Genomic DNA, 11936 nt, shown 5'->3' with positions numbered 1-11936 from the left:
GGCGTAACACTCACTGGGCGGGCCCTGGCGACAGGCCATGGTCCGCCATGATCATCCGGGCGGCATGCTCGCCTATCATGATGCTGGGCGCATTCGTATTGCCCGACACGATGGTGGGCATGATGGACGCGTCGGCGACGCGCAAGGCGTTCAGGCCGTGCACGCGCAAGCGCGCGTCGACGGCGGCGGCGGCCTTCTCCGCCGGGCCCATCGCGCAGGTGCCGACCGGATGGTAGATGCTCACGGACTTCTGCCGTATCCAGTCCTCGAGCTGCTCGTCGGAGGTCGCCGAGGCGGCGGGCTCGTAAGCCGCGCTGATGTAGCGGCTCAGCGGTTCGGTCTGCGCGATCTCGCGCACCCGCTTCACCAGTTCCAGCGCCAGCCGGCGGTCTTGCTCGGCCGACAGGTAGCCGGCCTCTATCCTGGGTGCCGCTGCCGGGTCGGCGCTGCGGATGGCGATGCGGCCGGTACTGGCAGGGCGCAGCAGGCACACGGCCAGCGTGATGCCGGGAAAGCGGTGGGGGCCTTGGTCGGGACGGTCGAAGCTCGTCAGGGCCAGATGGATCTGGGCGTCCGGCCAGTCCTGCGGCGCAGCCGAGCTGGAGAAGAACGCGCCGGCGCGGAAGATGCCCGACGCGATCGCCCCTTCGCGCTTGAACACGTAGCGCAAGCCTTCGCGCAACTGCTTGAGCTTCGAATGGGCGATGCCGTTCAGCGTTTCCACGCCGTCGCAGCGGAACATCAGGCGGATGTTCAGATGGTCCTGCAGATTCTCGCCGACGCCGGGCAAGTCGTGCACGAGCGGTATGGCGTGCTCTTGCAGCAGCGCCGCCGGCCCGACACCGGACAGCTGCAGAATCTGCGGCGACTGGATGGCGCCCGCGCTGAGTATGACTTCCCTACCGGCCCAGGCCTTCCGCTTCGCGCCGCGCTGGCTGTACGCAACCCCTACCGCGCGCTTACCCTCAAACAGCACCTTGGCAACGTGGCAATCGGTATGTATCGTCAGGTTCGGCCGCCGCCGGGCCGGGTCCAGATAGGCGCGCGCCGTGCTGTCGCGCCGCCCGCGATTGGTATTGATCCTCAGATAGCCCGCGCCCGAATTGTCGCCGGTATTGAAATCTTCAGTGCGGCGTATGCCATGCCGTCCGGCGGCCTCGATGAAAGCCTCGGAAAGCCCGTCGCGGGGCAGCTCGGAAATGAGCACGGCCCCCTTGCCTGTGCCGTAGGCCCGCTCGAAGGACGGCAGCACGTCGCGCCAGCCCCAGCCGGGATTGCCTTGCGCTTGCCATTGGTCGTAGTCATTGCGGTGGCCCCGCAAGTACAGCATGCCGTTGATCAGGCTGGAGCCGCCCAACCCCTTGCCGCGCGGCCAGGGAATGCGGCGGCCGGCCAGCTGCGGCTCGGGCTCGGTCTGGAAACACCAGTCGTAGCGCGGGTTGCCCACTGTCTTGAAAACGCCTATGGGCCAGTCCACCCAATGGGATCTGGCGGCCCGCCCCGCTTCCAGCAGCAGCACCGAAACCTTGGGATTCTCGCTTAGCCGTGCCGCGAGCGCCGCACCCGCGGAACCTGCCCCCACGACGATGAAATCGAAGCGATCCTGAGCCATTTTTTGTTATTCCACACTGTTTCTTGCCGGCCGGCCCGCGTTCAGCGCCTGATGATTGCGCACGGGTCCGCCAGCCATGGTTTGCCTGTTTTCGTCACGGTTCTATGCGTATCCAGGCCGTCTTGCGCTTCTGGTACTTTTCGAGCGCGGCCAGCGAACGGTCGAAGCCGTTGCCCGACTGCTTCTGTCCCACCAGCGGCGCGGTGATGTCGGCGCCGCCGTAGCAATTGACATGCACCACGCCGGCCTGCAGGCGCCTGACCATGCGATGCGCCCTGCCGATGTTCTGCGTCCAGACGCCCGAGGCCAGCCCATAGACGCTGTCATTGGCCAGGCGCACGGCCTCGTCCTCGTCGCGGAAACGCTGCACCGCCAGCACCGGGCCGAACACCTCTTCGCGCACCAAGGGGCTGTCCCGCGATGCCGCCTCGATGACCGTCGGCTCGAAGAAGAAACCCTCGCGCGCCATCCGGCTGCCGCCCGCGGCGACACGATCGCCCGCCGCTACCGCGCGTTCGACGAAGTCCTGGTTTTTCTCCAGCTGCAAGGCGGTGCCGATCGCGCCGACCTGGCTGGACAGGCTGAGCGGATCGCCCACCACCGTGGCCCGGGCCTGCGCAGCCATCTCGGCCACGAACTCGTCGTAAATGCGCTCCTGCACCAGCAGCCGGCTGCCCGCCACGCAGACCTGGCCCGAGTTCGCGAAGATGCCGCGTGCGGACTGGCGCGCCACGTCGGCCAGGTCGCCGCAGTCCTCGAACACCACATTGGGCGACTTGCCGCCCAGCTCTAGGTGCACCTGTTTGAAATTGGAATCGGCGGCATAGCGCAGCAAATGCCGGCCCACCGCGCCGGAGCCGGTGAAAGTCAGCACGTCCACGTCATGGCTCAGGCCGATGGCGCGCCCCGCCGTCGCCCCCTGCCCCGTCACGACGTTCAGCACGCCCGGCGGCACGCCGGCCTGCACGGCCAGCTCGGCCAGCCGCAGCAGCGTCAGCGACGCATGCTCCGACGGCTTGAGTACGACGGAGTTGCCCGCCGCCAGCGCCGGCGCCACTTTCCAGGCGCCTATCATCAGCGGAAAATTCCACGGCACGATGGCCCCGACGACGCCCACCGGCTCGCGATGGATCAGGCTGAGTATGGCCGAGGGCGTGGGCGTGATGTCGCCATGAATCTTGTCCAGCGCCTCGGCGTAGAAACGGAAGGTCGCCGCCGCGCTGCCCGGCTCGGCGCCGTAGGCCATGCTGATCTCGGTACCGTTGTCGCGTACGCCCAGCACCGCCAGTTCCAGTGCATGGCGCTCTATCAGCGCGGCCAGCCGGAACAGCACCGCTTTGCGCTGGGCCGGCGCCGTGCGCGACCAGGCGCCGCCATCGAAGCTGGCGCGCGCGGCGCGTATGGCCTCCCGCGCGTCCGCTTCCGAACTGTCGACTATCGTCGTGAATGCGCGTCCCGTGCCGGGGCTGACCACTTCGATCTCGCCCCCGCCCTGGCTGTCGCGCCAATCGCCGGAGATGAAGTTGCGTCCGCGCGCGACAGGCGCCTCGCGCAACGCATCGATCTCATGTTGTTCCAGTGCCATCGCCTTCCTCTTGCCTTCTTATCCGATCAAGCTATGCCGTACTTGCCCGGTGCGATCACCCCGTTGGGGTCCAGCGCCTGCTTGATGGCATGGCACGCATCGTTCAGCTCGCTCATGCGCTGGTCGTGGTGGAAGCCCTGGTACAGCGTCGGCGCGCGCCCGACGAAGACGCCATGCGAGGCGTAGAACTCCGCCAGCTGGCGGTAGCAAGCGTCGGCCCGCCGCGCCTCGTCCGCGTCCTCGCGGTTGTAGATCAGCGAGTGGATGCCTCGGGCGAAGCGCGGGCCGCATACGTTGGACAGCATGTATTCCAGGCCGTTGGACTCGCAGATGCGGCGGGCCTCGCGCTGGAACTGTGCCGCCATGTCGCCGAGCATGGGCAAGCCGGTGGACAGCCAGATGATGCCGCCGCCGGGCCGCCAGCTCAGCATCTTCAGCTCGTTGTTCGTCGGCACGCCCGTATTCGAGCTGATGGCGATGTGCAAGGGACCGATCTGCTCGGCCTCGTCCAGCGGAATCCACCGGCCCGCTCCGGATGCCGTGAAATGGCGCCGCAAGCGCTCGATGTTGGGCGCCAGCGCCGCCTGGCTCGCGCCATAGAACGCGCCCGACACCGTCCACGCGCCTATGCCGTGCTTCTTGCGCAAGGCGCGCCGGCCTTCGTCGGACAGGGTCCGCTTGCCCGCGCTGGCGGCATACTCCGGATTGGTCTCGCCGGAGGAAAGCAAGTACAGCTCGTTGTTGGCACGTATCAAGGTCGGCACGAAATTGGACTGCTTGAGCGGACGGATCAGGTCGATGATCTCGCCCAGGCTGTCGTCTTCCTCGAAGGTGAAGAAGAAAGGTTCGATGTGCGGCGGCCTGGGCATCAGCCACACGCCCATGCGCGTCACGATGCCGAAGTTGGACTGCGAGAACAGGCCGTCCAGGAAGGGACCGAAGCTGTACTTGGACACGTGCCAGTTGGGATGCTGGTCTCCCGCCAGGGCGCCGTCGCCCGTCCGGATGACCTCGCCGTTGCCCAGCACGATCTCCAGCCCGCAGCTCATGCCGAAATGGTCGGCATAGGCGCCGCAGCCGCCGCCCTTGTCCAGGGCGTTGGCCAGCACGCTGCCCTGGACCGGGCCGGCGGTCGGCGACATCATCAGCTTGCTGTCGCGGTTGCGCAGCTCGTCGTACAGAGCCTGAAAGCTGACCCCGGGCTCGATCACGCAATAACCCAGCTTCTCGTTGACTTCCAGAATCTTGTTCATGCGCCGGCCCAGATCGACGACGACCTGGCCGGCCCGCACCGGCGAGCGCGTGCCCAGGCCGATGTTCTGTCCGTTGCTGATGGGAAACAGCGGCACCCTGAAACGGTTGGCCAGACGCACCAGCGTCTGCACCGCCCGCGTCGAGTCCGGATACACGACCGCGCCGGGCTTGGTGTCGGGCGCCGGCAAGGTGTGCTCGCCGTAGCGGTCGATGACTTCGTGGCTCAGCGAAACGGCCTCGGGGCCCAGTTCATCGGCGACTGCGCGCGCAAAGGCTTCGATGGATTCATGAACAGACATTGCTTCTTCCTAAATATGGAAACTCACCAAAAAGCTTCTTCCGATTCCTGCGCGGGCGCTTCGGCCTCGAACACGGGTTCGGGTTCCGGCAGCGGGCGCGGCCGGAAACCCTCCAGCCCGCGCGGCGGCGGCCCGCCCGTGGCCCAGTCCAGCAGCTGCACCGTATGCGCAACCGGAATCGGCGTGAAACGGGAAATCTGCACCAGGCAGCCCAGATTGCCGGCGGCGATGACGTCGGGATCGACCACCGAGGCGTTGTCGGCCTTGCGCTTGCCCAGGCGCGCCGAGATGTCGGGCTGGAGAATGTTGTAGACACCGGCCGAGCCGCAGCACAAATGGGCCTCGGCGATGTTGCGCTGATCGAAATTCAGCTGCTTGAGCAACTGCCGGGGCTGGCGCGTCAGCTTCAGGCCGTGCGTCATCGAACAGGCATCGTGGTAGGACACGCGCGCGCCGTCCGCCGCGCCGGTCGCGGGCAAGTCGAGTTCCAGCGCGAACACGGCGATGTCATGCGTGGCGGCCTTCACCTTCGCCGCCTCGGCGCCCAGCTCGGGGTTGTCCGCCAGTACCTCGTCGAAATGCTGAATCACCGAGTTGCATCCAGAGGTGGTCGTCACGATGGCCTCGATCTCCCCCGTGGACAGCAATCGCGACACCTCGCGTACCAGATCGGCGCTTTTCTTCGCGCCGGACCGGCGCTTGCCCATGTGCAGCTCCAGCGCGCCGCAGCACTGGCCCTTGTCCAGTTCGACGACGGCTATCCCGGCCCGGCCCAGCAGCCGCAGGGCCGCCGCGTTGATTTCTCCGCCCAGCACCGACTGCACGCAGCCGTTCAGCAACCCGACCCGTCTGATCGAATGCGCTTTGCCGGCCTTGGACGCGCCGATTCTCGAGCCGCCGACTTCAGCAGCCAGCGGCGCGGCGCTCTCCCGCCCTTCCCGCGCACGCAGTGCGGCAACCGCCGGCGCCCTGGATAAAGCCGCCAGGGCGCCGATGGGCCCGGGCAGGTTTGCCATCGACTTCGGCATCAGCCGCGCCAGGCCGTTGGCCATGCTCAGCAGGCGCGGCGTCGTCAGCGTCTTGGCCAGCATCGTGCGAAACGCCTGCTGCGTCCAGGGCCTGGCGCCGCTGGCTTCTATGTATTCACGCGCGCCGTCGATGATCTCGCGATACGGCACGTTGGCGGCGCAGGTCGTCTCGCAGGACAGGCATGACAGGCAGCGATCCAGGTGCAATATCGTCGCCGCCTTGGGCTTGCCGCCGGCCGCCAGCATCTCCTTGGCCAGCGCGATGCGGCCCCGGGGGGAATCATTCTCTTCGGCGTCCAGCACATAGGTCGGACAGACCGCCGTGCAAAAGCCGAAGTGCACGCACTTATCGATGGCGGCCCCGACGGCTTGCTCGCGATGGATCGTAATGGTTTTCGGCATGGTGACCCGCTGTAATCCGTATACCCGCCATGGGTGGAGGCGGGTGTACAAATTCTAGGGATCGGCTTGAATGGCCGCAGTGCTGAACGTGCCAGGCGAGTTTGCCCAGCGTGCCATCGGGAGCTTTCCATCCCGCTTGCAGCAGGGGCATGGAAGAGGCATCACTTTCCCGGGTCTACATGTTTATGAGGCTTCGATAAGCTTGGATGCATCGCGCCGGCGCATCGTTGCTTCGGTGCTGGCCCGCACCAGGGACCAGAGCGTTTCCGCCAACGGCGCCAGCGTCTTGTTTCTTGGGCGCGCAAGCATGATCTTTCTTTGGCTGAGGGGGCGGGGGCAGATTACCTTCAGGCCGGGCAGCCCCGTTTCGGGAACAGCCAGCCCGGGCACGATGTTGATGCCCAGGCCTGCCCTGACCATCTCGAAGCCGGTCGTCACGTGGCCCACTTCCTGCACTATCCGGCTGGCGATTTGATGCGTTGCGATCAACTCGTCTATGAGTCGGCGGCTGCCTGAGGCCTGATCCAGCAAGATCAAATCGTGCTCGCCCAGATTGCGCCAGTCCAGGCCCCTCTTTTCAGCTTGCCTTGCCAAAGCATGATGTTCTGGACACACGACGACGAAGGGGTCGGTCAATAAAGTCTCATGATGCAGCTCGCTCAGGCGCGCCGCGTCGGGCTCGACGATGAGGCCGAAGTCGACCTCGCCGGACAAGACTCCGTTCAAGACGTCTTGCTGGACGCGGTCGAACAGAATGACTTGCAGGCCGGGCTCTTGCTGTGCACAGTACGACAGGCAATGAGGAACGAGCGCGGCCGATAGCGTGGGGCTGCTGGCAACGCGCACCTTGCCCGTGCGGGCGCTGGCCCAACTGTGTATTTCGTTCAGGGTGTTGTCCAGCTCGTCCATCCACCGCGGCAAGCGCTGGGCCAGAATCACGCCCGCCTGCGTCAACCTCACTTCGCGGGTGGTTCTGTCGAACAAGCGCAGATTGATCTGCCCTTCCAGCTCGGTGATGGCCCGGCTTACCGCCGGCTGCGTCAAGCCCACCAGTTCGCCGGCCCGCCTGAAGTTTTTTTCGGCAGCCACCGCGCGGAAGACCTGAAGTTGCTTGAGCGTGACATTCATGCAAGAAAATTATAGCTCTATGCGATAAATCAATTTCAGTTTTTACCGGCTTTGGCGTTCAATACATCCATGAAACGCCTCATTCCCGACACCTACACCTTCCTCCTGATCGGCACCGTCGCCCTGGCCAGCATCCTGCCGGCCATGGGAACGTTCGCGATCGGTCTCAAGTACCTCACCACGGCGGCCATTGCACTGCTTTTCTTTTTGCACGGCGCCAAGCTGCCCCGCCAGGCCATCATCGACGGGCTCACGCATTGGCGCCTGCATGCGCTGATTCTCAGCTGCACCTTCGTCTTCTTCCCCCTGATGGGCTTTGTCTTGCGCCCCGTTTTGCTTCCGCTGATCGATCACCAGCTATACCTTGGAGTGCTGTATTTGTGCATGCTGCCCGCCACCGTACAGTCGGCGGTAGCCCTGACCAGCATCGCAAAAGGCAATGTGCCCGCCTCCATTTGCAGCGCATCCATCTCGACCCTGCTGGGCATTCTGATTACGCCTTTTCTGGTCAACGGCCTGGTCGTGCCCACCGGCGCCTCCTCGTCGCTGGACTCGGTGGTGAAGATCTTCATGCAGCTGATGCTGCCCTTTCTGGCCGGCCATTTTCTGCGGCCCTACTTCGACAGCGCCTTTCGCAAAGCCGGCAAGATGCTGTCCTTCGTGGACCGGGGATCGATCCTGCTGGTCATCTACAGCGCATTCAGCGCCGCGGTGGTGGGCGGGCTTTGGCAGCAGGTATCGGCCGGCATGATGGCGGGCGTAGTACTGATCAGCCTGATCTTCCTGGCGCTGTCCATGCTGTACGTCTATGGCCTGGCGCTGTGGTTCGGCTTCAGCCTCGAAGACCGCATCACCGCCCTGTTCGGCGGCGCCCAGAAAAGCCTGGCCAGCGGGGTGCCCATGGCGCAAGTGCTGTTCCCCGCCGCAACCGCCGGCATCATGGTGCTGCCCCTGATGCTGTTCCACCTGCTGCAATTGATCATCAGCGCCGCCATCGCCCAAAGCTGGAACCGGCGGCATGAACAAGCTGCCCAGGGTGCGTCTGTGTAGGGGGCCGGGATGGCGAATTTAAGCCGGGATACTCATGGGGCATCGCGCTAACTATACTTCGCGACGCCGGGAAGAACGGCTCTCGCTACGCCCCTTGGGCTCGACCCCCACACGCGGGTCGCGGGCAAGCACCAGCTCGGCCAGCCGTTCCGCCGTCTCTTCGAACGCCGGATCTTCCTGCGAGATGTAAAGCCATTTTCCCAAGACCTTGTGTGGACTCAGCGCAGGCATTTCTTCGATGAGGCCCGCCTGCCGCTCGTGCGAGGTGCAGACCAGCAGCCCGTTCCACGGCTCGCCGCCGCGATCGACGACGCCCAGGCAAAGCATGCCATCCATATACGCCGTCTCGCAGCCGAACATCCGCGAGCGGAGATAGCCCGGATCGAATTCGAACCGGTCGAAGATCCAGATGAGAGAGTTCTGGCGTCGCGCAGGGGCTTTGCGCTGGAAGATGGGTGGCGGTTTGGGCATGGCTATTCTCGTACTGTCGCTTCGTGATGATAGCCGAGCGGTAGACATGGTCCGAGCTTCCCAGTATGATTGAATCCTACTCAGTTCTCTGGATGAACGTCATGCGCACCACGCAACAATTCAGTATTACGTTGCCAAACGACATGGCACAGTTGGTGCGCGGCAAAGTCGCGTCAGGCGAATATGCGAGCGAGAGCGAGGTCATCCGAGATGGCTTGCGGGCGCTGCTTGCCCGCGACAAGGCGATGCACGCTTGGTTGCTCAATGAGGTCGCTCCAGCATACGACGCCCTGAAGGCGGATCCCGCGCGGGCAATTCCCGCGCAAGAAGTAAAGAACGCTCTAGCAAACGAATATAAAAAAGCCCGCAAAACGCGCTAATGTCCACATACACTGTTGTCTTCACACCCGAAGCTCAGCAGCAACTTTTGGAGCTATATCGCTATATTGCGCAAAGGGGCGCTCCCCTTGCCGCTCAACGCTACACCGATGCCATCGTTTCAACCTGCGAAGCGTTGGCCTCCTTCCCAAGGCGGGGCGTAGCGCGAAATGACATTCGTCCAGGCCTACGCCTTACACACCACAAAAAGAATACCGCCATAGCCTTTACCGTTACTGGTCGAACAGTGACCATCATTGGAGTTTTCTATGGCGGACAAGATATTCCTACGGCATTTGATTAGACGCATGCATAACCCGGCGCATCCTGGTCTGGTATTGCGTGAGTACCTCGGTGAACTGACCATCACCGAGGCCGCTGCGCGTCTAGCCGTGACACGCACTGCGCTTTCACGCATTCTCAATGGCTCGGCGGGCATCTCGGCGGACATGGCCTTGAGGCTTCGCGACGCCCTGGGGACCAGCGCAGAAATGTGGCTCAATATGCAGGCACAATACGATTTATGGCAGGCCGAGAAAAAGCCCCGCCCTGCCATCGTACCGTTTCGCGAGCCGGCTTATACGGGATAAGAAGTCGGGAGGTCCTCTTCCGGCGATTCGTCCTTCGGGCGCTCCGGCTCTTGCACATCGTTCATGAACTGCGCAGCCTGCTGCGGCCGGCGGTTGACCCTCAAGTCGAATATATCGAAGCGGTTGTAGTGCCCGATAATGTCGTGCATCTGGCGAGGCTGGAGGCACCGGGAAAGGTCGGCGTCGGCGTAAACGATACCTTCGTCGTCTATCAAAGGCTCGCCCACCACGCGTCCATCGGGCCCGATGACGCCTGAAAATGCGCTGTTCTTGCGTCGCAGCATGGCCTCGGATTCAGGCACTTCGGCGATCATGGCCTGGATGATTTCCTCGCTGACGGTAGAGCACGAGATGACGGTAAAGACCTTGCCCTCGAAGCTATGGGCCATGCCCCGCACCTTGATGGCTTCGGCCATGTCGTAATCGGGCGGAGCGACGGGCAGCGAGATGTACGCCGCCACATGCAACAGCTCGCCCTGGGCGAGCAGGCTGAAGCGAGCCAGGGTATTGGTGTTTTCTCCGCAAGCCAGGCCGCCCAGCTTCCCTATGGCGGTATCGTATACACGCAAGGACGAGCCGTCGCCATTGGTCCAGGTGAGTTTCTCTGCCCAGGTGGGCACCAGCTTGCGGTGGCGCCCCAGCAGCTTTCCGTCCGGACCGATGAACACCATGGTGTTGTACACCGTGGCAATGCCGGCCGGATTGCGTTCATTTACGCCGATGACCACGTGCACTCCATGCTGCTTGGCGGAGTGAGCCAAGCGTTGTATTTCCGGTCCGGGAATTTCTATGGCGGAGCGGCATAGCTTGTCGAACCAAGGGCTTCCCTGCACCGGCGACATGATCCAGCTCCAGTATGGATAGCCTGATACGAACACCTCGGGGAAGGCGACCAGTTGCGCGCCGTTGCGGGCCGCTTCGGCGATAAGCGCGCAGGCCTTGTCGACGGTGGCCTCGGTATCGAGAAACACGGGGGCCGCCTGCACCGCCGCCACTTTCACCTGGGGTAAGTTGATCATGCTATCCATCCTTCTACAACGTAGAGGCCACATGTGGCCGTATGCTTACTTCACGCGCTCGGCAACCTTGAGCGTCAAGTCCATGACTTCGGCGTTAGACTTGTTTTCGGCCATGAGCTCGATCGTGGCCTGCTTCATGTTCTCGAGCAGTTTGGCGCGCTCGTCTTCGGGCAGGTGAAACACCTTTCCGCCCTGCTCTTGCCAGGTCTTGTACGCATTGGCCTGGTCTTGCAGCACGAAGTCGTACAGTTCGGGCTCGAGCGCCACGGCCTCCTCTTTGACGATCGCCTTGAGGTCGTCGGGAAGGGTATCCCACCACACTTTACTGGCCAGCATCACTTCGCCCATCACGCCGTCTTCGGTGGCGGTGATGTTGTTGACGATGTTGTAGAGCTTGAGCGAGGTGAAAGCCGGCGGCGAGCTCTTGATGCCGTCGATGGTGCCCTGCTGAAGCGCGGTGACCATTTCGCTGAAGTCGACCGGCACGGCGGTGGCGCCCATCAATTCGGCCCCTTTGCGCTCGATCCGAGACGCCAGCACACGAACTTTCTTGCCTTGGAAATCGGCCAGCGTCTTGCCTTCAAACGCCGTGGTGAAGGCCGTGTTGCCATAGATGTACATTCCCAGCCCGACCAGGCCCTTGCTTTCGCCCATGGCCATGAAATACTCGCGGAACTCGGGGTCGCTGAAGGTGCGCTGGGCATGGCGGGCGTCTTTGAAGACGCCGGGTACGTCCATGGCCTGATAGCGCGAGTCGACGCCCACCAAGTAGGCGGCGGGACCGGTGTAGAACTCGATCGTGCCGAACTGCAGGCCTTCGATCATGCGCGTGTTCGAGCCCAATTGCGCGGCGGGATAAAGTTCGGTCTTGATGCGGCCTTCGCTGCGCTCTTCGATGCGCTTGGCCAGCCTCTTGATTGCTTCGGTCTGCACATCGTTGACCGTGGCGGTGGCCAGCTTCATTTTGTACTCTTTCGCCATGGCGGTATTGCCGGCCAGGCCGAGGGCGCACACGGCGGCCAGGCTGAACGCCCCGGCGATAGCGGAAACCGAGAACCGCTGCGCCTTCTTTTGAATGAAATTCGACATAACAATCTTCCTATCTGTTTTTAGTGTGAAC

12 protein-coding genes are annotated in these 11936 nt (G+C 63.6%); 4 read left to right on the top strand and 8 right to left on the bottom strand.

Annotated features, from left to right (window positions below):
- Positions 1-10: 10 nt before the first annotated feature.
- The 5 genes from CSC67_RS05630 to CSC67_RS05610 form a co-directional block, all read right to left on the bottom strand.
- Entirely contained in the window at positions 11-1612 is a 1602-nt protein-coding gene (locus CSC67_RS05630) for a GMC family oxidoreductase (RefSeq protein WP_118993535.1), read from the bottom strand.
- A 94-nt stretch (positions 1613-1706) separates the two neighbouring features.
- Entirely contained in the window at positions 1707-3197 is a 1491-nt protein-coding gene (locus tag CSC67_RS05625; RefSeq protein WP_118993534.1) for an aldehyde dehydrogenase family protein, read from the bottom strand.
- A 26-nt stretch (positions 3198-3223) separates the two neighbouring features.
- Complete coding sequence (locus CSC67_RS05620; protein ID WP_118993533.1) at positions 3224-4750, bottom strand: FAD-binding oxidoreductase; 1527 nt, start codon at positions 4748-4750, stop codon at positions 3224-3226.
- 23 nt (positions 4751-4773) lie between these two features.
- Positions 4774-6180: a heterodisulfide reductase-related iron-sulfur binding cluster gene (locus CSC67_RS05615; RefSeq protein ID WP_118993532.1), complete on the bottom strand. Its 1407-nt coding sequence runs from the start codon at positions 6178-6180 to the stop codon at positions 4774-4776.
- 183 nt (positions 6181-6363) lie between these two features.
- Positions 6364-7308: a LysR family transcriptional regulator gene (locus CSC67_RS05610; protein ID WP_118993531.1), complete on the bottom strand. Its 945-nt coding sequence runs from the start codon at positions 7306-7308 to the stop codon at positions 6364-6366.
- A gap of 69 nt (positions 7309-7377) precedes the next feature.
- Here CSC67_RS05610 and CSC67_RS05605 point away from each other — a divergent pair, with 69 nt between their 5' ends.
- Positions 7378-8358 (top strand): bile acid:sodium symporter family protein, encoded by a 981-nt coding sequence (locus CSC67_RS05605; protein ID WP_118993530.1) that lies wholly within the window; start codon positions 7378-7380, stop codon positions 8356-8358.
- 51 nt (positions 8359-8409) lie between these two features.
- On the opposite strand, the gene CSC67_RS05600 is transcribed toward CSC67_RS05605, so the two are convergent.
- Complete coding sequence (locus tag CSC67_RS05600; RefSeq protein WP_118993529.1) at positions 8410-8829, bottom strand: hypothetical protein; 420 nt, start codon at positions 8827-8829, stop codon at positions 8410-8412.
- A 101-nt stretch (positions 8830-8930) separates the two neighbouring features.
- On the opposite strand from CSC67_RS05600, the gene CSC67_RS05595 reads away from it, so the two are divergent.
- From CSC67_RS05595 to CSC67_RS05585, 3 genes are read left to right on the top strand one after another with little or no spacing between them, the layout of a single operon-like run.
- Positions 8931-9209, top strand: a complete 279-nt coding sequence (locus CSC67_RS05595; RefSeq protein ID WP_118993831.1) for a ribbon-helix-helix domain-containing protein — start codon at positions 8931-8933, stop codon at positions 9207-9209.
- Positions 9209-9511, top strand: coding sequence for a type II toxin-antitoxin system RelE/ParE family toxin (locus CSC67_RS05590; protein ID WP_118993528.1), 303 nt, complete (start codon positions 9209-9211; stop codon positions 9509-9511). Before CSC67_RS05595 ends, CSC67_RS05590 begins: the two co-directional genes overlap by 1 nt.
- On the top strand, positions 9477-9797 hold the full coding sequence (locus tag CSC67_RS05585) for a HigA family addiction module antitoxin (protein WP_425337629.1): 321 nt from the start codon (positions 9477-9479) through the stop codon (positions 9795-9797). Before CSC67_RS05590 ends, CSC67_RS05585 begins: the two co-directional genes overlap by 35 nt.
- Here CSC67_RS05585 and CSC67_RS05580 read toward each other — a convergent pair.
- Together CSC67_RS05580 and CSC67_RS05575 are read right to left on the bottom strand one after the other, a co-directional pair.
- Positions 9785-10816: a carbon-nitrogen hydrolase family protein gene (locus CSC67_RS05580; protein WP_118993527.1), complete on the bottom strand. Its 1032-nt coding sequence runs from the start codon at positions 10814-10816 to the stop codon at positions 9785-9787. The genes CSC67_RS05585 and CSC67_RS05580 overlap by 13 nt on opposite strands.
- A 45-nt stretch (positions 10817-10861) precedes the next feature.
- Complete coding sequence (locus tag CSC67_RS05575; RefSeq protein WP_118993526.1) at positions 10862-11905, bottom strand: TRAP transporter substrate-binding protein; 1044 nt, start codon at positions 11903-11905, stop codon at positions 10862-10864.
- Between the last annotated feature and the right edge of the window lie 31 nt (positions 11906-11936).

This window comes from Pusillimonas caeni (genome assembly GCF_003545815.1).
In the GTDB taxonomy this organism is placed as follows: Bacteria; Pseudomonadota; Gammaproteobacteria; order Burkholderiales; family Burkholderiaceae_B; genus Pusillimonas; species Pusillimonas caeni.
The sequence above is the reverse complement of the archived record's forward strand: the minus strand, read 5'-3'. Positions and strand labels throughout refer to the sequence as shown.

Coding starts and splice junctions, on each gene's coding strand:
- CSC67_RS05610 (WP_118993531.1), bottom strand. CDS start 7,308: ATGAATGTCACGCTCAAGCAACTTCAGGTCTTCCGCGCGGTGGCTGCC.
- CSC67_RS05575 (WP_118993526.1), bottom strand. CDS start 11,905: ATGTCGAATTTCATTCAAAAGAAGGCGCAGCGGTTCTCGGTTTCCGCT.
- CSC67_RS05600 (WP_118993529.1), bottom strand. CDS start 8,829: ATGCCCAAACCGCCACCCATCTTCCAGCGCAAAGCCCCTGCGCGACGC.
- CSC67_RS05630 (WP_118993535.1), bottom strand. CDS start 1,612: ATGGCTCAGGATCGCTTCGATTTCATCGTCGTGGGGGCAGGTTCCGCG.
- CSC67_RS05615 (WP_118993532.1), bottom strand. CDS start 6,180: ATGCCGAAAACCATTACGATCCATCGCGAGCAAGCCGTCGGGGCCGCC.
- CSC67_RS05620 (WP_118993533.1), bottom strand. CDS start 4,750: ATGTCTGTTCATGAATCCATCGAAGCCTTTGCGCGCGCAGTCGCCGAT.
- CSC67_RS05625 (WP_118993534.1), bottom strand. CDS start 3,197: ATGGCACTGGAACAACATGAGATCGATGCGTTGCGCGAGGCGCCTGTC.
- CSC67_RS05585 (WP_425337629.1), top strand. CDS start 9,477: ATGGCGGACAAGATATTCCTACGGCATTTGATTAGACGCATGCATAAC.
- CSC67_RS05605 (WP_118993530.1), top strand. CDS start 7,378: ATGAAACGCCTCATTCCCGACACCTACACCTTCCTCCTGATCGGCACC.
- CSC67_RS05595 (WP_118993831.1), top strand. CDS start 8,931: ATGCGCACCACGCAACAATTCAGTATTACGTTGCCAAACGACATGGCA.
- CSC67_RS05580 (WP_118993527.1), bottom strand. CDS start 10,816: ATGATCAACTTACCCCAGGTGAAAGTGGCGGCGGTGCAGGCGGCCCCC.
- CSC67_RS05590 (WP_118993528.1), top strand. CDS start 9,209: ATGTCCACATACACTGTTGTCTTCACACCCGAAGCTCAGCAGCAACTT.